Annotated in this window: 19 protein-coding genes; 13 read left to right on the top strand and 6 right to left on the bottom strand. The window is 72.4% G+C overall.

The features are described 5' to 3' along the window. Positions 1-3: 3 nt before the first annotated feature. Positions 4-1,257 carry a family 16 glycosylhydrolase gene (locus AB0B66_RS20045; protein ID WP_360531580.1) on the bottom strand — a complete coding sequence of 418 codons (1,254 nt, stop codon included), beginning with the start codon at positions 1,255-1,257 and terminating at the stop codon, positions 4-6. A gap of 395 nt (positions 1,258-1,652) precedes the next feature. Between AB0B66_RS20045 and AB0B66_RS20040 the strand changes: the two genes are divergently transcribed. The 4 genes from AB0B66_RS20040 to AB0B66_RS20025 all read left to right on the top strand — a co-directional run bounded on the left by AB0B66_RS20040 (position 1,653) and on the right by AB0B66_RS20025 (position 4,739). After that, on the top strand, positions 1,653-2,582 hold the full coding sequence (locus AB0B66_RS20040) for an NADP-dependent oxidoreductase (RefSeq protein ID WP_360531577.1): 930 nt from the start codon (positions 1,653-1,655) through the stop codon (positions 2,580-2,582). A gap of 18 nt (positions 2,583-2,600) precedes the next feature. Continuing rightward, on the top strand, positions 2,601-2,867 hold the full coding sequence (locus AB0B66_RS20035; protein WP_360531574.1) for a DUF4235 domain-containing protein: 267 nt from the start codon (positions 2,601-2,603) through the stop codon (positions 2,865-2,867). Positions 2,868-3,120: 253 nt separating this feature from the next. Continuing rightward, the gene (locus AB0B66_RS20030) at positions 3,121-3,516 is read left to right on the top strand and encodes a YciI family protein (RefSeq protein ID WP_360531571.1); all 396 of its coding nucleotides are present in this window, start codon (positions 3,121-3,123) and stop codon (positions 3,514-3,516) included. After that, on the top strand, positions 3,516-4,739 hold the full coding sequence (locus AB0B66_RS20025) for a DUF6596 domain-containing protein (RefSeq protein WP_360531568.1): 1,224 nt from the start codon (positions 3,516-3,518) through the stop codon (positions 4,737-4,739). The genes AB0B66_RS20030 and AB0B66_RS20025 overlap by 1 nt, the downstream gene beginning before the upstream one ends. Positions 4,740-4,833: 94 nt before the next feature. Here AB0B66_RS20025 and AB0B66_RS20020 read toward each other — a convergent pair whose 3' ends face one another. Then, positions 4,834-5,709 (bottom strand): sigma-70 family RNA polymerase sigma factor, encoded by an 876-nt coding sequence (locus AB0B66_RS20020; protein WP_360531565.1) that lies wholly within the window; start codon positions 5,707-5,709, stop codon positions 4,834-4,836. A 143-nt stretch (positions 5,710-5,852) separates the two neighbouring features. Here AB0B66_RS20020 and AB0B66_RS20015 point away from each other — a divergent pair, with 143 nt between their 5' ends. Next, positions 5,853-6,311, top strand: a complete 459-nt coding sequence (locus AB0B66_RS20015; RefSeq protein ID WP_360531562.1) for a carboxymuconolactone decarboxylase family protein — start codon at positions 5,853-5,855, stop codon at positions 6,309-6,311. Here AB0B66_RS20015 and AB0B66_RS20010 read toward each other — a convergent pair. The 4 genes from AB0B66_RS20010 to AB0B66_RS19995 form a co-directional block, all read right to left on the bottom strand. Further along, the gene (locus AB0B66_RS20010; protein WP_360531897.1) at positions 6,277-7,311 is read right to left on the bottom strand and encodes an ADP-ribosylglycohydrolase family protein; all 1,035 of its coding nucleotides are present in this window, start codon (positions 7,309-7,311) and stop codon (positions 6,277-6,279) included. The genes AB0B66_RS20015 and AB0B66_RS20010 overlap by 35 nt on opposite strands. Positions 7,312-7,393: 82 nt before the next feature. Continuing rightward, the gene (locus AB0B66_RS20005) at positions 7,394-8,854 is read right to left on the bottom strand and encodes a trehalose-6-phosphate synthase (RefSeq protein WP_360531559.1); all 1,461 of its coding nucleotides are present in this window, start codon (positions 8,852-8,854) and stop codon (positions 7,394-7,396) included. After that, entirely contained in the window at positions 8,851-9,204 is a 354-nt protein-coding gene (locus AB0B66_RS20000; RefSeq protein WP_360531894.1) for an STAS domain-containing protein, read from the bottom strand. The genes AB0B66_RS20005 and AB0B66_RS20000 overlap by 4 nt, the downstream gene beginning before the upstream one ends. A gap of 147 nt (positions 9,205-9,351) precedes the next feature. Further along, on the bottom strand, positions 9,352-10,521 hold the full coding sequence (locus AB0B66_RS19995) for a ThuA domain-containing protein (protein ID WP_360531556.1): 1,170 nt from the start codon (positions 10,519-10,521) through the stop codon (positions 9,352-9,354). Positions 10,522-10,936: 415 nt separating this feature from the next. On the opposite strand from AB0B66_RS19995, the gene AB0B66_RS19990 reads away from it, so the two are divergent. From AB0B66_RS19990 to AB0B66_RS19955, 8 genes are all read left to right on the top strand, one after another. Next, complete coding sequence (locus AB0B66_RS19990; protein WP_360531553.1) at positions 10,937-12,097, top strand: inositol-3-phosphate synthase; 1,161 nt, start codon at positions 10,937-10,939, stop codon at positions 12,095-12,097. Further along, positions 12,084-12,926 (top strand): SCO3242 family prenyltransferase, encoded by an 843-nt coding sequence (locus AB0B66_RS19985; protein WP_360531551.1) that lies wholly within the window; start codon positions 12,084-12,086, stop codon positions 12,924-12,926. The genes AB0B66_RS19990 and AB0B66_RS19985 overlap by 14 nt, the downstream gene beginning before the upstream one ends. Continuing rightward, positions 12,923-14,227, top strand: coding sequence for a TIM barrel protein (locus AB0B66_RS19980; protein WP_360531548.1), 1,305 nt, complete (start codon positions 12,923-12,925; stop codon positions 14,225-14,227). The genes AB0B66_RS19985 and AB0B66_RS19980 overlap by 4 nt, the downstream gene beginning before the upstream one ends. Next, a complete protein-coding gene (locus AB0B66_RS19975) occupies positions 14,227-15,075 on the top strand; it encodes a TatD family hydrolase (RefSeq protein ID WP_360531545.1) in 849 nt (282 codons plus the stop codon). The genes AB0B66_RS19980 and AB0B66_RS19975 overlap by 1 nt, the downstream gene beginning before the upstream one ends. After that, the gene (gene eboE, locus AB0B66_RS19970) at positions 15,075-16,193 is read left to right on the top strand and encodes a metabolite traffic protein EboE (protein WP_360531542.1); all 1,119 of its coding nucleotides are present in this window, start codon (positions 15,075-15,077) and stop codon (positions 16,191-16,193) included. Before AB0B66_RS19975 ends, eboE begins: the two co-directional genes overlap by 1 nt. Beyond that, on the top strand, positions 16,190-17,563 hold the full coding sequence (locus tag AB0B66_RS19965) for a nucleotide pyrophosphatase/phosphodiesterase family protein (protein WP_360531539.1): 1,374 nt from the start codon (positions 16,190-16,192) through the stop codon (positions 17,561-17,563). The genes eboE and AB0B66_RS19965 overlap by 4 nt, the downstream gene beginning before the upstream one ends. Positions 17,564-17,840: 277 nt before the next feature. Then, positions 17,841-18,923, top strand: coding sequence for a polyprenyl synthetase family protein (locus tag AB0B66_RS19960; RefSeq protein WP_360531537.1), 1,083 nt, complete (start codon positions 17,841-17,843; stop codon positions 18,921-18,923). A 156-nt stretch (positions 18,924-19,079) separates the two neighbouring features. After that, positions 19,080-22,214 carry a carbohydrate-binding protein gene (locus tag AB0B66_RS19955; RefSeq protein ID WP_360531534.1) on the top strand — a complete coding sequence of 1,045 codons (3,135 nt, stop codon included), beginning with the start codon at positions 19,080-19,082 and terminating at the stop codon, positions 22,212-22,214. The last annotated feature ends 148 nt before the right edge of the window (positions 22,215-22,362 follow it).

Genomic DNA, 22,362 nt, shown 5'->3' with positions numbered 1-22,362 from the left:
GCGTCAGCCCTTGCGCCACTTCTGGGCGCCGGTGCCGTTGCAGGTGTAGAGCTGGAGCTTGGTGCCGTTGGCGGTGCCGTTCGCGGTGACGTCGACGCACTTGTTGGCCTGGATGTTGACCAGGTCGCCGGCTCCGCTGAGGACGAACTTCTGCGCGCCGGTGCCGTTGCAGTCGTAGAGCTGGATGGCCGCGCCGTCGGCCGAGGAGCCAGCCGCGACGTCCATGCACTTGCCCAGCGCCCGCAGGCTTCCGTCGGACTCGAAGGACCAGCGCTGCGCGCCGGTGCCGTTGCAGTCCCAGATCTGCAGCCGGGTGGCGTTGGCGGTGTTGGAGTTCGGGATGTCGATGCAGCGGTTGCTGCTCTGGCCGATCAGCGGGGTGCCGCCGGTGGGCGGGGTGGTGCCGTCCTGGGCGAAGACCCGGACGTAGTCGATGACCATCGACTGCGGGAAGACGGTGCTGCCGTCGGGGGAGCCGGGCCAGTTGCCGCCGACCGCCACGTTCAGCAGCATGAAGAACGGGTGGTCGAAGACCCAGCGGTTGGCGCCGGCGTCGGCGCGGGTCTTGCGGGAGTACTGGATGCCGTCGATGTACCAGGTCACCGAGTCGGGGGCCCAGTCGACGGCGTAGGTGTGGAAGGCGTCGGCGAGGCGCGCTCCGCCGGGCAGGGTGTACTGGCCGGTCAGCGAGCAGCAGCCGGAGTAGCCGGGGCCGTGCAGGCTGCCGTGGACGGTGCCGGGCTCCTTGCCGATGTTCTCCATGATGTCGATCTCGCCGCTGTTCGGCCACGGGTTGGTGGCGATGTCGCTGCCGAGCATCCAGAACGCGGGCCAGATGCCCTGCCCGCGCGGGATCTTGATGCGGGCCTCGAAGCGGCCGTAGGTCTGGGTGAACCGGTCGGCGGTGAGCAGGCGGGCGGAGGTGTACTGGCAGCTGCCGTACCAGCAGCCGTAGCCGGCGGGGTTCTCCCGGCGGGCGGTGATGACGAGGTTGCCCGCGCCGTCGTGGACGGCGTTGCTGGTGCTGTTGGTGTAGTACTGCAGCTCGTTGTTGCCCCAGCCGCCGCCGCCGATGTCGAACTTCCACTTGTTGCCGTTGACGGGCGTGCCGGCGGCCGCGTTGAACTCGTCGGACCAGGTCTGCGGGCCGACGGCGAGAGCCGGAGTGGCGGTGATGACGGTGGCGGGCACGGTGAGGCCGGCGGCGGCGATTGCGGCCACGGTCAGGCGGGCCAGCAGTCGGGTCGTTCTGCGCATGGGACTACCTCCCAGGGAACGTGCGGGGCGTGCTACCAGGAGTTCCGGGCAGAACACTTTTGGTAAGCACTGTTAATAAATTGACAACCGTCACGTTAGGGCGGAGTCGTGCCGCCGTCAAGAGAGCGCTCTCTATGAGATCGGCATCGGTCCGATGTGGATCAGCAATATCAGGCGGTGGGCCCGCTGTCGTCGGCGCTTCCGCCGAGGGGGGCGATCTGATCGGCGTCGGCGATCACTGAAAGTGACGTCCATGCGGAGGGCGGCGACCTCCGACGGGTCAGGCCGTACGGCCGGAGGGCGCGTGGCAACGTCGTTACGGACAGTATCGAGCGCCTGGCGCGCTGCCCTAACGTCGCGCGTATTCCATCGTGGACACCAGGTGAGGAGTACATATGCGCGCGATCATCAGCGCGGAACTGGGTGCGGCGGCGAAACTGGCGGACGTGCCGACGCCGTCGGCCGGGCCGGGCGAAGTGCGGGTCAAGGTGGCCGCGTCCTCGCTCAACGGGTTCGACACCGCGGTGATCAGCGGATACATGGCAACACTGCTGGAGCACCGCTTCCCGGTGGTGCTCGGCCGGGACTTCGCGGGCGCCGTCGACCAGGTCGGTGACGGGGTCACCGGCTTCGCCGCCGGCGACGCCGTCTTCGGGGTGGTGCTGGACCATCCGCTGCACGCGGGCGGCTTCGGCGAGTACGTCGTGGTGCCGTCCGCGAGCCTCGCCCGGGTGCCGGGCGGGCTGGACCTCACCACCGCCGGGGCGCTCGGCCTGGCCGGGGCGGCCGCCGCCACGGTCGTCGACGCCATCGCGCCGTCACCCGGCGAGACTGTGCTGATCATGGGCGCGACCGGTGGCGTGGGCAGCGTCGCGGTGCAGCTGGCCGCCGCACGCGGCGCGGTCGTGCTGGCCACCGCCGAGCCCGGCGAAGGCACCCGGCTGGTACGCCGCCTCGGCGCGCACTACGTCATCGACCGCGGCAGCGACCTCATCGGCCAGGTCGCCGCGATCGCCCCGGGCGGCGTCAAAGCGGCCGTGCACCTGGCCGGCGACCCGTTCGCGCTGGCCGACCTCATCGCGCCGGGCGGCCGGTTCGCCTCGCTGCTCGGCATCGGCCCGGACCAGATGGGCGTACGCGACGTGGTCGCGCTGCCGGTCAACGCCGACCTCGCCCCGGCCGGGCTGGAGCGCCTGGCCGCCGAGGTGGTCGCGGGCCGGGTGGAGGTGCCGGTGCAACGCATCTACCGCCTGGCGGAGGTGCCGCAGGCGTTCGCCGACTTCGCCGCCGGCAGCGTCGGCAAGCTGGCGGTACACGTCGGCTGAACCGGGTATGCGCCTGCCATGAACACGCAGAAGCTGGTCTACAAGCCGATCGGGATGGTGGGCGGCGCCGTGGCCGGTGCGGTCGCCGGGGTGGCGTTCAAGCAGGTCTGGCGGGTCGTCTCCGGCAATCGTGAGGCGCCGCACGCCACCGACCCGACGAAGGGATGGGCCGAGATCCTGATCGCCGCGGCGCTGCAGGGAGCGGTCTTCGGCCTGGTCAAGGCTGCGGTGGACCGCGGTGGCGCACACGGCGTCAAGGCGCTCACCGGCAGCTGGCCGGACTGAGCGGCCGGCCGTGACCGAGGGCTCTGTTGAGCGAACCGGGCCCTGGCCGCATAAACGTTGGCCTATCTCATCGAAAATCCGGCGCTCGGATTCGATGAGATAGGCCAACGTCTACGCCGGGACAAAAATCTTGAGAAATGTGCCGCGCGGATGTCGAAGGCGCGCGGCCCGCGGTGTCTACCCGGTGAGAGGGTGGCGGGACAGGCCCGAAGGGCGGCCGCCGCCACCACGGATCGCCAAGAGGAGTACCGCGATGAAGTACATGATCATGATGCACACCGGGCAGGACGCCACCGAGGGCATCGCGAACTGGTCGCAGCAGGACGTGAAGCGGCACCTCGAGTTCCAGCACGACTTCGACCGCGAGCTGCGCGAGGCCGGCGAGATGGTCTTCAACGAGGGGCTGACCTTCCCCGACCAGGCGCGCATCGTCCGCCACGACGGCAAGGGCGCACCGGCGGTCACCGACGGCCCGTTCCCGGAGGCCAAGGAGTTCCTGATCGGCTTCTGGATCGTGGACTGCGCGGGCCCCGAGCGGGCGTACGAGATCGCGGCCAAGGCGTCGTCCGCGCCGGGCAAGGACGGTCAGCCGCTGGGCATCCCGATCGAGGTGCGCCCGATCGTCGGGCCGCCGACGGCCGACGCCTGATGGCCGACCGGCCGATCGAGGACCTGCTGCGCGAACTCGCGCCGCGGGTCCTCGCCATGGTCGCCCGCAAGTACCGCGACTTCGACACCGCCGAGGACGCCGTGCAGGAGGCGCTGCTCGCGGCGCACCTGCACTGGCCCGCCGAGGGGCTGCCGGACAGCCCCGAGGCGTGGCTGGTGGCCACCGCCTCCCGGCGGCTGATCAACATGTGGCGGGCCGACGACGCCCGCCGCCGCCGCGAGGAGCAGGACTGGGAGCCCGTGCGGGCGAGCGCGGCCGACGAGGCGGACCCGGGCCACGACGACACCCTGCAGCTGCTGTTCAGGTGCGCCCATCCGGCGCTGACACCGCCGTCGGCGATCGCGCTGACGCTGCGCGCGGTCGGCGGCCTGACCACCGCGGAGATCGCCGCGGCGTTCCTGGTCCCGGAGGCCACCATGGGCCAGCGGATCAGCCGTGCCAAGCAGCGCATCCACGCCTCCGGCGAGCCGTTCCGGCTGCCCTCGGGCGCGGACTGGCGGCCCCGGCTCGACGCCGTGCTGCACGTGCTCTACCTGATCTTCAGTGAGGGGTACGCCAGCAGCGGCGGCGGCGAGCTGGTGCGCACCGACCTGTCCCAGGAGTCGATCAGGCTCGCCCGTGAGGTGCACCGGCTGCTCCCGCACGAACCCGAGGTCACCGGCCTGCTGGCGCTGATGCTGCTCAACGACGCCCGCCGCGGCGCGCGCACCGGCCCGCACGCGGAGTTGATCCCGCTGCCCGAGCAGGACCGCGCCCGCTGGGACCGGGCCGCGATCACCGAGGGAGTCGAACTGGTCAGCGCGGCGCTGCGGCAGCGCGCCGTGGGGCCGTACCAGCTGCAGGCGGCGATAGCCGCGGTCCACGACGAGGCCGCCACCGCCGCCGAGACCGACTGGCCGCAGATCCTCGCGCTCTACGGCGTGCTGGAGCGCGTCCAGCCCAACCCGATGGTCACCCTCAACCGCGCCGTCGCGCTGGCCATGGTCGACGGTCCTCAGGCGGGCCTGAAGGTGCTGGACACCCTCGACGGGCCGCTGGCCGGCCACCACCGCCTGGCCGCCGTGCGCGGTCATCTGCTGGAGATGGCCGGCGACCGCCCGGCCGCGATCGAGCACCTACGTGCCGCCGCGTTCGGCACGTCCAGCGGCCCCGAGCTGCGCTACCTGCTGACCGAGATCGGCCGCCTGCGCGACGCGGCCTGACCGTCCCGCCGCCGTCGAGCAGGTCGACGCTGTCCGCTCACCATCGCGTGGCCGGGCACGCCGAGGGACGCCTCCCGGCCACGCGGTCGCGGCTTCAGAAAATCGTCACGTCGAGCTCGGCGAGCCGGTCCTTGTCGGCGGTGAGGTCGATGGCGGCGATGCGGCCGTCGACGACGGTGAACGCGAGGACCACCCGCACCCTGCCCTTCGGGGCCCATACCGCCTGGACGATGCCGTCGATGAGCGCGGTGCGCGCCTCGGCGGCCTGGCCGTTCCAGTAGCCGGCCACGGTCGCCGCACCGCGCTTCTCGGCGGTCGAGCCGTACGACACGGCGGTCGCGTCGGCGCGCATCACCACGTCGGGGTCGAGCATGGTGACCAGCGCCTCGAACCGGCCCTCGCGGGCGGCGGACAGGAAGGCCTCGACCACCGCGCGGCGGCGGGCCTGGTCGACGTCGCCGGTCGGCGCCTGCCCCTGCACCCGCCGCCGGGCGCGGCTGGCCAGCTGCCGGGCCGCGTCGGGTGACTTGCCGATGACCGGGGCCAGCTCGTCGAACGGCACGGCGAACATGTCGTGCAGCACGAACGCCAGCCGCTCGGCGGGGGTGAGCGTGTCGAGCACGACCAGCAGCGCGAGCCCGACCGAGTCGGCGAGCACGGCCTCGTGCTCCGGGTCGGGCACGGCGGTGGCCCCGACCGGAGGCAGGTTGGCGTCGGCGGTGTCGTCGAGCAGGTCCTCGCGCCTGGTGGTGCGCGAGCGCAGCATGTCCAGGCAGATCCGGCCGACCACGGTGGTCAGCCAGCCGCTGAGGTTGCCGACCTCGCCGACGTCGGTGCGGCTCAGCCGCAACCAGGCCTCCTGCACGGCGTCGTCGGCCTCGGCCGAGGAGCCGAGCATCCGCAGCGCCACCGCGCGCAGCCGCGCCCGGTCCTGCTCGAAGCGCTCGGCCAGCCGGTCCTGCTCGTCCATGTCGTGCATATCTCCCCGAATCTCCGTCAATCGTGATCCAGGCCACATCTGTCACATCTTCGGAAAGCGGCCCGTCATACCGATGACGAACGAGATCGGGCCGATGTGACAGGCCCGGCCACAAGATCCTATTGGAGGACACCATGCAGGCTCGGATGACCAACCCCGCCGCACTGCTGCCGGACGCCGTGAAGGGCATCAACCTGATCTACAAGGCCGCCCACTCGGCCGGCCTGGCCAAGTCCACCCTGGACCTGGTGCACCTGCGGGCCAGCCAGATCAACGGCTGCAGCGCGTGTGTCGACTCCGGTGCGCGCGGCATGCGCAAGGCCGGCGAGACCGACGAGCGGCTGTTCGCGGTCGCGGCGTGGCGCGAGACCGACTACTTCACCGAGGCCGAGCGCGCCGCCCTCGACCTCGCCGAGCACGCCACGCGGCTGGCCGACAAGGGCGAAGCGGTGCCGGACCAGGTCTGGGAGGCGGCCGCCAAGCACTTCGGCGAGGCCGAGCTGGCCTCGCTGGTGCTGTGGATCGCGACGACGAACTTCTTCAACCGGATCAACGCGGTCACCCGCCAGCCCGCCGGCCAGAACTGGGGCTGAGCTGCGCCGCGGGGCCGCCCTCGGGACGGCCCCGCCGCAGCCCGGCGGCCCGGCGGCCGGTGGCCAGCCGGGCCAGCGCCGCTGCGGCGGCCTGGATGCGAAGCCCGCGGGTGACGTCCGGCCGGGCCGCCACGGCCAGGTTGTGCTCGGGGTGGCGGGCCCCGCAGACCGCGCCGACGATCGTCGCCACGGTCCGGGCCTGACCGCCCATCATCATCGCGTACCGGATGGCGGCGACCGGATCGTCGGGGTGGCGCAGGAACGCCGTCAACGCGGCGGGCACGCAGCGCAGCGCGGCGCGTCCTGAACCGACCGTCGCGGCCGTGTCGGCCGGGGCGCTGCGGTGGCGGACCAGGGTCTGCACCTCGCCGAGCGCCGCGCGGAACTCGCTGGTCCGCAGCTGCGCGCCGACCAGGTCGAGGAAGTGGTACTTGTCGGCGGGCGCCAGCGGCTGCCCGCGCGCGGCCAGCGCCACCGCGGTCGCGGTCGCGGCAGCCGCGTCGCGGGCCAGCGGATGGGTGTGCGTGATTCCGGCCGTGCGGCGGGCCAGCGCGGCGACCGTTCCCATGCCGGTGTCGGGCAGCAGGCCGACCGCACCCGCCCGCACCGCGGCGACACTGCCGAAGCTGCCCTGTCCGTCGTGGACCGTCGGGGCGACCTGCGACCAGCGCGCGCCGCGGCGCACCGCGGACAGCACCCGGGCGGTGCCGGTGTCGGCCAGTTCGGGCCGGTCCTCGGGCCATTCGCGAGCCAGCTCCAGGGCGAGCGTGTCGTCGTGCACCCGGCCCGCGTGGCGGCCCAGGTGCTCGGCCAGGATCAGCAGCTGGGTCGCGGCCGCGCCGGGCTGCGGCGGGCGGGCGCGCCGTTCGCGCAGCACCGCCTCCACCTGCGCCGGATCGGGCATCGCCGCGTCGTGCAGCGGCGCGGCCAGCAGGTCGGCGCGGGCGGCCATGAGGATGGAGCCGTGCGCGCGGCGCAGCAGCTGCGACTGGTCGAGCATCGTCGTCACGGTGGATCTTCTTCCTTCCCGTCGCGGCCCGCCCCCGGCTCGCGGCCCGGGGCGGGCTTTCACGGCGTCAGGCTCACGGGCGGGCCGGCCGCGACGCGGTGCGGCCGGGCGTGCCCGGCGCGGTTCCCGGGTGCTCGGCGCGGTCGGCGACGGCGGGCCTGGTGTGCCCGGGGGTGGTGGGCGCCCGCCGCGGGCGGACCACCGCTGGGACGGGGCCTGCCGAGGCGCGGGCGCGCACGACGCTGAGCACATGCCGGGCCCAACCGTCCAGGCCCGTCTCGGTGGGCGCCGGACCGGCCTGCGGCGTGGGACCGCACAGGCCCACGGCCGTCGCGACGGCCTCGGCGTAGGCGGCCGTGTCGTGCGGGTTGACCACGATCGCCCCGGGCACGTCGGCGGCGTCGCTGGTCAGCTCGCTGAGCACCACGGTCGCGCCGAGCGTGCCGCGTGCCGCGACGAACTCGTGCGCCGGGTTGACCGTGCCGTGGTGCACGGGTGTGGCCAGCAGGCCGTCGCAGGCCAGGTACAGCGCGGCCAGCTCGCGCCGGTCGGGGTTGTCGCGGACGTAGTGCACGACGGCCTGGCCCACGTTGGCGTGCGTACCGTTGATCTTCGCGATCAGCCGGTCGACACGTTCGCGCTGCTCCTGCTCATCGGGCGTGTGCGGGTCGCCGAGCGCGACGTGCAGCAGCGCGACGGTGGCGGGCTCCGGCCGGTGCTCGGCCAGGAACCGGTCGAACGCGTGCAGCCGCTGCTCAACGGCGTCGGACGGGTTCCAGCCGGCGATCGACAGCAGCACCGGCCCGCCCACCCGCAGCGCGGCGCGGATCTCGGCGGCGCGTTCGCGCACCTGGGGCAGCCGCGTCAGCCGCCGCATGCCGCCGGTGTCGGCGGGCAGCGCGCAGGCCACCACGCGCACCCGGTGGTTGCCCACGGCGATCTGATTGTCGCGTACGGGCAGGCCGTGCACCCGGCCGGCGAGGTCGAGCAGGTTGTCCACCGCGCGGCGGTGCGGCAGCGCGACGACGTCGGCGCCGAGCAGGCCGGCCAGCAGCTCGCGGTGCTCGGGCAGCCGCGCGAACGACTCCGCGGGCGGGAACGCGCTGTGCAGGTGCACCGCGGTGGCGAGATCGGGCCGCCGGCGGCGCAGCATCCGCGGCAGCAGCTGGAGCTGGTGCCCGTGCACCCAGACCGTGCCGCCGAGCCCCGCGGACCCCGCGACGGCGTCGGCGATGGCGGTGTTGGCCTGCTCGTACGGCTCGAACCAGCCGGTCGGGAACTCGGCCGGCTGATGGTGGTACAGCGCGCGCAGCAGGCCCGCGCCCAACCGCGCGTCGTCGGCCCCGGCGTCGACGTGCAGCGCGTCGGCGTCGGGAGGGTTCACGCCGTCGGTCACCGCCGCCCAGGTGCCGCCCTGCGCGGCGACGAACGGGCGCAGCGAGGCCAGTGCGGCGTCCACATGGTCGCTGCTGCCGTCGGGATCGGTGGCAGGGACCCGGTCACCGGCCACGATCAGTTCGTAGCGCGCGGTCACGCGACCACCGGCCCGGCCGGAGCCAGCTCCTCGACCACCGCGTACGGCAGCAGCTGCATGATCCGGTCGAGCTTGGCCAGCCGCAGGGAGCGCCGGGCCCGCTCGGACGGCGAGCGCAGGGCGACCGCGCCGCCGTCGCGTACGGCCCGCCGGTGCGCGTCCAGCAGCAGCAGGATGCCCGCCGCGTCGATCGTGTCGCAGTCGGCCAGGTCGACGACGATCTGCTCGGGACGCAGCGCCAGGGCCTCCTCCAGGAGGCGGTTCACCTCGGGGGCGGCCTGCGCGTCCAGATCGCCCTTTACCTGCACCTCCACCAGTGGCACTGCCTGTGCCGCGGTCGCCGGGACCATGTCTTCCACCTGGGGTACCTCCTTGCCGGTGAGTGCAGCCATTCCCCACCGGGCAGGGTGATAACCCTGCGAACCATGACAGTTCTGTGACAAAGATCAAGCCGGGTCAGGCCACCCGGTCTCACCGGGCGGCCTGACCCCCATGAACTATGGGCTGACCAGGTCGAACTGTTCCCACGGGCCGATCGAGGTGCGGTTGGCGATCAGTGCCGCCGCTCCGGCGTTCTCCGCGACGACGTACTTCCCGTTCGCCTGGGCCCGCAAACTCACCGAACCGTTGGAGTTGCGGATCAGCGCGAAGGTCTCCCAGCCGCCGATCGCGGTGCGGTTGGCGATGAGCGGGTTCGCGCCGGCGTTGTCCGCGCACACGTACCGCGAGTTGACCAGGGCGCGCAGCGCGATGTTGCCGCTGCCGCGGTCGATCAGCTCGAACCGCTCGGCGGTGCCGACCGCGGTGGCGCTGGCGATCAGTGCGCCCGCCCCGCCGCTGGGGGCGGTGACGAACTTGTTGTTGGCGCGGGCGCGCAGGCTGATCCCGGCGGGCGGCGGAGTGGCCGGCGAGCAGTCGGCGGTGACCGCGCCGGCCGCGATCTGGATGCCGCCGAGCAGCATGCGGGTGAAGTTGCTCTCGGTGTAGCTGGCCTCGGTGTGGCCGAGGCCGGTGTACCAGGCCCGGCCGCCGCCGTAGTTCTGGCACCAGGTGATCGGGTGGTCGCCCATGTTGCCGCCGCTGTAGCTGCCCTCGTTGAGGTTCATCAGCACGCGCACGGCCGAACGGGGATTGGTGCGGTAGTTGTACCACTCGTCGCTGCGGCTCCAGGTGGCCGGCAGGTGCGCCGTCGAGGCGTTGACCGGCGACTCGATCCGCAGCTGCGCGGTCTGGATCGCGGGGTGGGAGTGGAAGTAGGCCCCGACCAGGCCGCCGTACCAGGCCCAGTCGTACTCGGTGTCGGCCGCGGCGTGCACGCCGACGTAGCCGCCGCCCGCGGCGATGTAGCTCTGGAACGCGGTCTGCTGGGTCGCGTTGAGCACGTCGCCGGTCGTCGACAGCCAGATGACGGCCTGGTACTGGGCCAGGTTGGCGGTGGTGAACTGGGCGGCGTCCTCGGTGGCGGTGACCGTGAAGCCGTTGGCCGTGCCGAGTGCCTGGATCGCGGCGATGCCGTTGGGGATGGACGAGTGGCGGAAGCCGGCGGTCTTGGAGAAGACCAGCACCTTGGTCAGCGGGGCGGCCGACGCGGGGGTGGCCGGGGCGAACAGCGTCGTCGCCAGGACCGTGACCAGTCCGGCGACCAGGGACAGTACGCGTTTTCGCATGTGGCTCGCTCCTTCGATGAGGGTAGCGCGGAGGGCGGGCTCGGACCGGCGGACGCCGCGAGGCGTGCTGGTCCGCACTGCCGTCCGCGCTGGCGAGGGCCACGCGGGTGCGGCGACCGGACAGGACACGTCCTCGGGGGCGCGGGCACGCCCCTGCTGACGGCGTTCGGCGGGTTCTCACCCGCGAACCGGAGCCGGTCGCCGAAACACGGATCCGATATCTATCGGTGTCGAATCCTATAGGAATGCACCGGGTCATGGAAGGCTACCGTGACAACTTTCGCGACGGCGACCCTCCGATTTGCTGATGAGCGCAGAACTTTTGCTAGATCTAGAAAAAGTACGAGTTCCTATCTAGAAACTTTTGCAGATCTGGATTTAATATGGCCGCCACGAACGCGTTACAGGAGGCCCTGTGCGTACTGGTATATGGCTCGTCGGCGCCCGCGGCTCGGTCGCGGTCACCAGCATCGTCGGCGCGCTGGCGGTGCGGGCCTCGCTCGCCGACCCGGTCGGCTGCGTCACCGAACTGCCCCCGCTGCGCCACCCGGCGCTGCCGGCCCTGTCCGACCTCGTCTTCGGCGGCCACGACGTGTCCTGCGTGTCGCTGGTCAAGAAGGCCCACGCGCTCGTCGCCGCCGGCGTCCTGCCCGCCGCGGTCGTCGCCGCCGTGGCCGACGAACTGGCAGGCGTCGAAGCCGACGTGCGGCACGCCCCCGACGGGGCGACCCAGCACGACACCGTCGCCCGCATCGCCGCGGACCTCGCCGACTTCCGCGAACGCCACGGGCTCACCCGGGTGGTGGTGGTCAACGTGTCCTCGACCGAGGCCATCCCGCCGGAGCACCCGGCGAATGCCGACGCGGCGGCGCTGGCCGCAGCGCTGCACCACGAACCGGTGCTGCCGCCCAGCTCCCGGTACGCGTACGCGGCGTTCACCGCCGGCTGCGGCTACGTCGACTTCACCCCGTCCACGGGAGCCCGGCTGCCCGCGCTCGACCAGCTCGCGGCGCGCCATGGCGTGCCGTACGCGGGCAGCGACGGCAAGACCGGCGAGACGCTGCTCAAGTCGGTGCTCGCACCCATGTTCGCGATGCGCAACCTGCACGTGCGGTCCTGGTCCGGCACCAACCTGCTCGGCGGCGGCGACGGCGCGACGCTGGCCCGGCCCGAGGCCAACGCCGCCAAGGTCGCCAGCAAGCAGCGGGTGCTGCGCGAGACGCTGGGCTACGAGCCGGAGGGCCACACCCGCATCGACTACGTGCCCGACATCGGCGACCTCAAGACCGCCTGGGACCTCATCACCTTCAGCGGCTTCCTCGGCAGCCGCATGCGGCTGGAGTTCACCTGGCACGGCTGCGACTCCGCGCTGGCCGCGCCGCTCGTGCTCGACCTGGCCCGGCTCACCGCCGCCGCCCACGCCCAAGGCCTGTCCGGCCCGCTGCCGCAGCTGGCCTTCTTCTTCAAGGACCCGATCGGCGACGTCCCGCACGGCCTGGCCGAGCAGTGGCGCGACCTGTGCGAATGGGTGCAGGGCTGGCCCGTGCCCGGCGAGGGCCGCGATGAAACTGCGTGACCTCGCACAGCTGGTCCGGGCACCGGCCGCGCTGTCGGTGCCCGGCGACGCGATAGCGGGCGCGACCGCCGCGGGCACGCTCGACGCCCGCACCGCCGGGATCGCGGCCGCGTCGGTCTGCCTGTACTGGGGCGGCATGGCCGCCAACGACTGGGCCGACCGCGAACTCGACGCCGTCGAGCGCCCCGAACGCCCCATCCCGTCCGGGCGGATCAGCCCCGACACCGCGCTCGCCGTCGCGGGCGGCCTCACCGTCGCCGGGCTGGCCTTGGCCGCGGCCAGCGGCGGCAAGCGCACCCTGGCCACCGCCGGGCTGCTCGCAGGGGCGGTGTGGGCGTACGACGTGAAGTGGAAGAACTCACCGGTCGGGCCGGCCGGCATGGCGCTGTGCCGGGGACTGGACGTGCTGCTCGGCGCGAGCACCGGCGACCTGCGCAAGGCCGCCCGCCCGGCGCTGGCGGTCGCCGCGCACACCTACGCCGTCACCGCGCTGTCGCGGCGCGAGGTCAGCGGCACCGACCGGGTACTGCCCGCGCTGACCATGACCGCGACCGCGGCGGTGGCCACCCACGCGGCGGGCCGCAGCGGCGGCTGGCTGCCCGCGCTGCTGGCCGGCTGGTACGCCACCCGGTTCGGCAAGGCCCAGCGCGAGGTGCTGCGCCACCCCGACGCGGGCCGGGTGCGCGCCGCGGTCGGGGCCGGCATCACCTCGCTGCCCGCGCTGCAGGGCGCGCTCATCGCACGGCACGGCAGACCGCTGGCCGGAGCCGTGGTGGCCACCGCCGCCCCGGCCGCGGCCAAGCTCGCGAGGAAGGTGTCCCCGACATGAGCCTGCGCTTCGGCTACGGCACCAACGGCTTCGCCAACCACCGGCTGGCCGACGCGCTCGACGTCATCGCCGAGCTGGGCTACGCGGGCGTCGCGCTGACGCTCGACCACGCACACCTGGACCCGTACGCCCCCGAGGTGAAAGACCGGGTCGCGCGGACCGCGCGGCTGCTCGCCGAGCGGGAGCTGGCCGTGGTCGTGGAGACCGGGGCGCGCTACCTGCTCGACCCGCGGCGCAAGCACGCGCCGACCTTCCTGCACGACGACGCGTCCCGGCGGATCGACTTCCTCAAGCGGGCGATCGACATCGCCGAAGGGCTCGGCGCGCAGGCCGTGTCCTTCTGGGCGGGGGTGCGCCCGCCGCACGTGTCGGCCGAGGTCGCCTGGCAGCTGCTGGCCGAGGGCTGCGCCGACGTCGTCGGGTACGCCGCCGGGCGCGGGGTCGCGGCCGGGTTCGAGCCCGAGCCGGGCATGCTCGTGGAGACGCTGGCCGACTGGTTCCGGCTGCGCGAGCTGGTCGGCGCGGACCTCAAGCTGACCCTCGACATCGGCCACTGCCGTGCCAACGAGCCGCAAGACGTCGCCGAGTGCGTGCGTATCGCCGGGCCGCACCTGGTCAACGTGCAGATCGACGACATGCGCCGGGGCGTGCACGAGCACCTGGAGTTCGGTGCGGGCGAGATCGACTTCCCGCCGGTGCTGCGGGCGCTGGCCGACACCGGATACCGCGGCCTGGTCGCCGTCGAGCTGCCCCGCCACTCGCACGCCGCCCCCGACGTCGCGGCCCGGTCGCTGAGTTTCCTGCGGGCCGCGCAGTGGCTCGGCGACGCGCTGCACCGCCTCGAGACCGAGCCCGCCGCGATCGCGACGCTGCTGCCCGCGGCCCGCCGCGGAGTCGGGCGCGCCGCCGCCGAGGACGCCCGGGTGCGCCTGCTGCGCGCCGCCGCGCCCGGCCGCGACGAGGCCGCCGAGCTGTACCGCTACGGCGACAACGACGAGAAGCGGGCCGTGCTGCTGGCCTGCCCCGACCCCGACCTGCTGCGCGACGCCCTGCGCAGCAACGACACCCGGCTGGTGGCCGCCGCGCTCGGCCCCGGCGCCCGGGACCTGCCCGACGCCGAATGGCGCCAGGGCGTGCTCAAGAGCGTGTTCATGGGCCTGCCGCTGTCCGGCGTCGACGGACTGGCGTCCCGGGCCGACGCCGAGCTCGGCCGGATGCTCGCGGCGCTGCGCCGCGAGCGCGAGGCGGCCGGCCGCACCATGCCCGACGACGCCGTCGACCTCCTGGAGAGGCTGCATTGATGCGCATCTTCGATCCGCACATCCACATGACCTCGCGCACCACCGACGACTATGAGCGGATGGCGGCGGCCGGTGTGCGAGCGCTGGTCGAGCCGGCTTTCTGGCTCGGCCAGCCCCGCACCAACCCCGGGTCGTTCACGGACTACTTCGACGCGCTCATCGGCTGGGAGCCGTTCCGGGCGAGCCAGTACGGCATCGCGCACCACTGCACCATCGCGCTGAACCCGAAGGAGGCCAACGACCCGCGCTGCCGCGAGGTGCTGGCCGTGCTGCCCCGCTACCTGGCCAAGGACCGGGTCGTGGCGGTGGGCGAGACCGGGTACGACTCGATGACGCCGGAGGAGGACGAGGTCTTCGCCGCGCAGCTGGAGCTGGCCCGCGAGTTCGGGCTGCCCGCGCTGGTGCACACCCCGCACCGGGACAAGGTCGTCGGCACCCGGCGCAGCCTTGACGTGGTCAAGGAGTCGGGCATCGACCCGGGCATGGTCGTGCTGGACCACCTGAACGAGCCGACCGTCGGCGAGGTCGCCGGCAGCGGCTGCTGGATGGGCTTCTCCATCTACCCCGACACCAAGATGTCGCCCGACCGCATGGTCGCCATCCTGCGTGAGTACGGCCTGGAGCGCATGCTGGTCAACTCGGCCGCCGACTGGGGCAAGTCCGATCCGCTGCTGACCCTGCGCACGGGGGAGGCGATGCTGGCGGCCGGGTTCAGCGACGACGACGTGGACCGGGTGCTGTGGCGCAACCCGGTCGAGTTCTACGGCCAGTCCGGCCGCCTCGACCTCGACGAGACAGACACCGCGGCGACGTTCGCGGGCAACTCGATCCTGCGCGGGGGTTCGTGATGCGGCTGCGCGACGCCGACGGTGCGACGGTGCACCTGGCGTACTGCACGAACGTGCACGCCGCGGAGGACTTCGACGGGGTGCTGTCCCAGCTGGACCGCTTCGCGGTGCCGGTGCGCGAGCGGCTCGGGGCCGACGTGCTCGGGCTCGGCCTGTGGCTGGCCGCCCCGGTCGCCCGGGCCCTGGCCGAGCAGCCGGAGCTGCGCGGGCGGCTGCGCCGTGAGCTGAGCGCGCGCGGGCTGGAGACGGTGACCCTCAACGGTTTCCCGTACCAGGCGTTCCAGGCACCGGTGGTCAAGCACGACGTGTACCTGCCGGACTGGACCGACCCGCGGCGGCTGCGGTATACCCTCGACCTGGCGCTGGTGCTCGCCGAGCTGCTGCCCGACGACGCGGCCCGCGGGTCGATCTCGACCCTGCCGCTGGCCTGGCGCGAGCCGTGGGACCGCCGCCGGTTCGGCGCGGCCAAGGCGCAGCTCGACGAGCTGGCCGCGGGCCTGGCCCGGGGCGAGCGGCCGATCCGGGTCGCGCTGGAACCCGAACCCGGCTGCGTGGTCGAGTCCACCGACCAGGCCGTCGCCGCGCTGTCCGCGGTCGCCAGCGAGCACCTCGGCGTCTGCGTCGACCTGGCGCACCTGGCCTGCGGCTGGGAGGACCCGGTCGACGCGGTCGCCAAGCTGAAGGCGGCCGGGGTCTCCGTGGTCAAGGTGCAGGTGTCGCAGGCCCTGGAGGTCGAGGACCCGGAGGCGGCCCGGCAGGTGCTGGCGGCGTACGCCGAACCGCGGTTCCTGCACCAGACCCGCAGCTCGGCCGGTGAGCGCTTCGACGACCTGCCGCAGGCCCTGGCCTCCGACGCGCCCGGCCCGTGGCGCATCCACTTCCACGCGCCGCTGCACGCTGCCGCGCTCGACCCGCTGCGCACCAGCACCACGGTGCTGCGCGAGGGTCTGGCGGCGCTGCTGACCAACAGCGACTGCGACCACTTCGAGGTCGAGACGTACACCTGGGACGTGCTGCCGCCCTCGGCCCGGCCCACCGACGACGCCGGGCTGGCCGAGGGCATCGCGGCCGAACTCGCCTTCGCCCGCGACCAGTTCGCCGCCCTGGGGGTCTCGTGAACAAGCCACTCGTCGTGCTGAACGTGGTCGGGCTGACCCCCCGGCTGCTGGCGCACATGCCGCGGCTGCGCGCCGCGTTCGACAACGGGTTCACCGCCCGGCTCGACCCGGTCGTGCCCGCGGTGACCTGCTCGGTGCAGGCGACGTTCCTCACCGGCGAGACTCCGGCCGGGCACGGCGTCGTCGGCAACGGCTGGTACTTCCGCGACCTCGGCGAGGTGCTGCTGTGGCGGCAGAGCCACGCGCTGGTCGGCGGGGAGCGGGTCTGGGACGCGATCCGCCGCGACCGCCCCGGCTACACCGTGGCCAACATCTGCTGGTGGTACGCCATGGGCGCCGACGTCGACTGGACGATCACGCCCCGGCCGATCTACCGGGCCGACGGCCGCAAGGAGCCCGACTGCTACACCATCCCCGCCGAGCTGCACGACGAGCTGCCCGTGTTCCCGCTGTTCAGCTACTGGGGACCGGGTGCCGGGATCGCCTCCTCGGCGTGGATCGCCGCGGCGGCGGTGCATGTCATGAGCACCCGCAATCCGGACCTCACCCTGGTGTACGTCCCGCACCTCGACTATGACCTGCAGCGCTTCGGCCCGTCCGCGCCGCAGGCCGCAGCCGCCGCCGCCGAGCTGGACTCCACGCTGGTCCCGCTGCTCGACGCCGCTGCCGCCCGGGGCGCGACGGTCGTCGCGCTGTCGGAGTACGGCATCACCGACGTGTCCCGCCCCGTGCACGTCAACCGGGCGCTGCGCGCCGCCGGGCTGCTGACCGTGCACACCCAGGACGGCATGGAGTACCTGGACCCGTTCACCTCCCGCGCCTTCGCGGTCGCCGACCACCAGATCGCCCACGTGTACGTGCGCGACCCGGCGGACGTGGCGGCGGTCGCGAAGATCTGCGCCGAGCTGCCGGGCGTCGGGCAGGTGCTCGACGAGTCCGGCAAGGCCGGGCAGGGTCTGGACCACCCGCGCAGCGGTGAGCTGGTGCTGCTGGCCGAACCGGACTCGTGGTTCACCTACTACTACTGGCTCGACGACCAGCACGCGCCGGACTTCGCCACCCACGTGGAGATCCACCGCAAACCCGGCTACGACCCCGCGGAGCTGCTGTTCGACCCGGCCGGGCCGGGCGCGGCGAAGGGCCGGGCGGCCAAGGCGCTGGTGCGCAAGAAGCTCGGCATGCGATACCGGATGAACGTGGTCGGCCTGGACGCGGGCGCGGACGCGATCCGCGGCTCGCACGGCCTGCTCCCACCCGGCGCCGACGACGCCCCCCTGCTCCTGTGCACCGACCCCGCCCCCGCCGTCGACCGCATCGCCGCCACCGACGTCAAGGCCCTCCTCCTCCGCCTGGCCGGCGGCCCGTCATGACGCGCCGCGGTCCTCGCGCGGGGCTGCGCTCGTGCAGTTTCGCGGAAACTGCGCGAATCCCGACGGTGGAAGCTGCAGTTTCCTTGAAACTGCAGCTCGGGCACTGCGGGCTCGGGCGGGCGGCGGGGGATGGGGTGTACCGGCCGGGTGACTTTGCTCTGCACCCATTTGCTTGCTCTGCACCCACCGGCGCAACACGGGGGCGGCGCGTGATGCGGGTGGGTGCCGCACGGGGGCGTGCGGAGGATGGACGCGGGGTGTGGGCGGGGGGTGTGTCGTGACGGTCGCGCCCGCGCCGACGCCGCTGGCCGCGCGGATCGATGCGGTGCTGGCCGGGTTCGTGGACGGGCAGCGGTTGCTGTGGCCCGACGACGATCTGCGGCCGATGCTGGACACGGTGCGGCGGTTCATCCTGACCGGTGGCAAGCGGCTGCGGCCGGCGTTCTGCTACTGGGCCTGGCGGGGGGTGGCCGCACCCGAGGAGCGCGGCGAGGACCAGGCGGCGGTGACCGCGGGGGCGGCGCTGGAGCTGTTCCACTGCTTCGCGCTGATCCACGACGACATCATCGACGCGGGCAGCCGCCGCCGGGGGCAGGCGTCGATGCACGAGGAGTTCGCCGCGGCGCACGCCCGGCACGGCTGGCGCGGGGACGCGCGCTCGTTCGGGCGCAACACCGCGCTGCTGTGCGGGGACCTGTGCGCGATGTGGGCGGAGGAGCTGCTGACCGGGTGCCCGACGACGCCGGTGCGGCTGGCGCAGGCGCAGCGGCTGTTCGCGGTGATGCGGGCCGAGGCGGTGGCGGGGGAGTACCTGGAGGTCGTCGCGCAGGCGATGGGCGACTTCGGGGATGCCGCGCGGCGGCGGGCGGCCCGGGTGGTGCAGCTGAAGACGGCCCGGTACTCGGTGGTGCGCCCGCTGCAGATCGGGGCGGTGCTGGCCGGGGCGTCGGATGCGGTGCTGGACGGGCTGGCGGCGTTCGGGGAGCCGCTGGGGGAGGCGTTCCAGCTGCGCGACGACGTGCTGGGGGTCTTCGGCGACCCGGCGCGCACCGGCAAGTCGGTGCTCGACGACCTGCGCCAGGCCAAGCCGACGACGCTGCTGGCGGAGGCGTTCGCGCGCGGCGATGTGCGATCGCGTGCGGTGCTGTCGGCGCACGTGGGGGATCCGGTGCTGGACGAGGCCGGCGCGGCCCGGGTGCGGGCGGTGCTGGACGAGTCGGGGGCGCTGGCCGTGGTGGAGGAGCGGATCGCGGCGGCTCGCGCCGAGGCGCTGCGGGCGCTGGAGTTCCTGGATGTGGCGGAGGAGTCGCGGCAAGCGCTGGGGGCGCTGGCCGACTTCGTGGCGAGCAGATCGGTGTGAACCAACAGGATCGATCACATTTCCACTGAGGACACCAATTTCGATATAAGCAGAGACATGCCTTAACCTGATCTTCATCTATCCTATAGGATATTTCATACACGGTCCGGTAACAGGCCGGAAACTCTGCCCCCACATTCGCGGAGGTTTTCCCCCATGAACCTCAGCAAGTCGTTGCGCCTGGCCCTGGCGGCGGTCGTCGCCGCGGGCCTGAGCGCGGCCGTCCCCACCGCGCCCGCCCTGGCATCACCCACCGATGCGGCGTTCAACTCCGCCACCGGCGCCCTCAACGTCAACTACGCCGGCTACCTGTCCAAGCACGACATCGTCTACAACCGCCAGAACACCAACCCGCTGCACGGCTTGACCGTCGGCAACGGCCGCACCGGCGCCATGGTCTGGTCCCAGAACGGGATCACCGCCCAGGTCTCCGGCGTCGACCTGTCGCAGCAGTCGGCGTTCGCGGCGGGTCTGCTCAACTTCAACACGAGCCCGGCGCTGGACAGCGGGTCGAGCACCTTCCAGCAGCGGCTGTCGCTCTACGACGGCACGCTGACCACGAAGTACGACAGCAACCGCACCGTCACGATCATGGGTTCGCCCAACTCCGAGGTGATGGGCATCCACGTCGACGACAGCCGCGGCGGGGTGTCGGCCGCGACGCTGGAGCTGAGCCTGTGGGACCCGAACGGGGTCTCCAACAGCGCCGACGTGCCCAACCTGACCACCTGGCGCACGGTGTCCACCGGCAGCGACAGCGCGGCCGCCTGGTTCAGTCGCGGCCAGGCCGACCCGAACAACTTCGGCTACACCTTCGCCGCCACCGTCGAGGGCGCGTCCTACAGCGCCTCGGTGGTCAACGGCACCCGGGTGCGGCTGAGCATCACCCCGACGTCGAGCTACACCATCTGGTTCACCGCGGCCAGCCGGATCAACTCCCCGAACCTCGACTCGGTCACCCAGGCCAAGAGCCAGCTCGCCTCGGCCAAGTCCACGGGGTACAGCACCACGTTCACGAACTACAAGAACTGGTGGCACAACTTCTGGGGCAAGTCGTTCGTGCAGTACTCGAACTCCGCCGGCGACGCCGACTACCTGGAGAACGTGTACTACCTGTCCACGTACATGATCGCGGCGGGCGGGTTCGGCAACTACCCGGTGCACTTCATCAACGGCGTGTTCCGGGCCACCGGCGACCAGACCAAGTGGAGCAACGGCTACTGGTACTGGAACCAGCGCGACGTCTACAACTCGTTCCTGGCCAGCAACCATGCCGACCTGTTCGCGGGGTTCAACCGGCTCTACAGCCGCAACTACGCCGCGCTGAAGGCGTACACGCAGACCAGGTACGGTACGGACTCGCTGTGGGTGCCGGAGACGATGGGCTGGGACGGCAACGCCCGCGGCACGATCAACAGCGACTACGTCAACGACATCTACTCCACCGGCACCGAGGCCGCGTACAACATGTACCTGCAGTACCGGTACACCAACGACACCGCGTACCTGCAGAACACGGTGTACCCGTACATGAAGGACGCGCTGCGCTTCTACCAGAACCGGTTCCAGCTGATCGACGGCAAGTACCAGATGGTCAACAGCAACGCGCACGAGACCTACTGGGACGTGCGCAACGCGATCACCGACCTGGCCGCGGTCCGGCTGCTCGCCCCGCTGACCATCCAGGTCAGCACCCAGCTCGGCCTGGACAGCGGCCTGCGCGCGGGCTGGCAGAACCTGGTCGACAACCTCTGGCCGTACCAGGTGAGCAACAACGCCTACCTGCCGCACGACCCGCCCACCTCGCCCACGCGCAACGGTGAGAACGTCTCGGCGGAGCTGATCTGGCCGTACGACCGCACCGGCATCGGCTACGCCGACTACGGCACGGCGCTGAACACGTGGAACGTGCGTCCCAACCCGTACAGCAACGTGTGGGCCAACGACCACGCTCAGGCGGCCCGCCTCGGCCTGGGCGACCAGGCGTTCAACGGCATGCGGACCATGCTTCAGCGCTACCAGAACTACCCCAACGGCATGACCAACAACACCAACGGGGTGTTCGAGTACCTGGGCATCCACCTGGTCGCCATGAACGAGGCGCTGCTGCAGAGCTACAACGACAAGATCCGGGTGTTCCCGGCGGTCCCGACCGACTCCTCGTTCGTCGGCAAGTTCACCCTGCTGGCCAAGGACGGTTTCCTGGTCAGCTCGGAGCGCGAGGCCGGTGAGATCAAGTACGTCGGTCTGCGCAGCCAGTTTGGCAAGAACGCCGTCGTGGTCAACCCGTGGGGCACCCAGCAGGTCCGGGTGCGCCGCACCAGCGACAACGCGATCATCACGACGTCGTCGGCCGCGGAGATCAGCTTCGCCACGGCCGCGAACACGGTGTACGTGGTCGAGCGCACCGCCAAGCCGCTGAGCAACTACTCGGCGACCACGCTGACGGGCACGCAGAACAACGACGCCAAGTCGCTGCGCAACACCGCCTCGGTGCTGGGCCTGGGCACGGGCGGCGGCGGAGGCCTGGTCAACAACACCGACCTGACCTACGACGCCGGCTGGTACCACACCACGGCCCGCGGCTACGGCGACTACAACGACGACACCCACCACACCAACACTGTCAACGCGGCGGCCTCGTACACGTTCACCGGCACCGGCGTCGAGTACCTGTCCGAGCGGTTCAGCGACATGGGCAACGTCGACGTGTACCTGGACAACGTGTTCCAGGCCAACGTCAACCTGAACGTGTCCGGCGCGCGGCAGGCGCAGGTGGTCGTCTGGTCCAAGACCGGCCTGAGCAACGGGCAGCACACCATCCGGATCGTCAACAAGACCACGTCCGTGGCGATCGTGGACGCGCTGCGCATCACCACCGGCGGCACACCGCAGCCCACCGGTTACGTCGCCCTCAAGGCGCAGGCCAACGGGCAGTACGTGACCGCGGCCAACGCCACCACGGCACTGATCGCCAACTCGGCCACGGTCGGCACGGCGCAGCAGTTCCAGGTGACCGACCTCGGCAACGGCAACATCGCCCTGCGCGCGCGGTCGAACAGCCAGTTCGTCTGCGCGGAGAACGCCGGAGCCAACCCGCTGCTGGCCAACCGGGCCTCGGCGGGCTCCTGGGAGACCTTCGCCCTGGTCCGCAACTCCGACAACACGGTGAGCCTGCGGGCCACCGTCAACAACCAGTACGTCGTGGCCGAGAACGGCGGCGCGGCTTCGCTCATCGCCAACCGCGCCTCGATCGGCCCCTGGGAGAAGTTCGAAATGATCACACTCTGACCCGAGGCGGGCCGGACCCCGGTCCGGCCCGCCACCAGCCATTTCGGAGCCGAGCATTCGGCGACCCGGCTCCGAGCCGACCGTCCGGGTTCCCGTTTCTCACGGGAACCCGGTGGCCCGGACGGCACCGGGCGTTCCGCCTCCGCGG

Origin of the sequence: Catellatospora sp. NPDC049111 (assembly GCF_040648615.1) — a bacterium.
Lineage (GTDB): Bacteria > Actinomycetota > Actinomycetes > Mycobacteriales > Micromonosporaceae > Catellatospora > Catellatospora aurea.
Note: the sequence above shows the minus strand (reverse complement) of the source record. Positions and strands in the feature narration are given on the sequence as shown.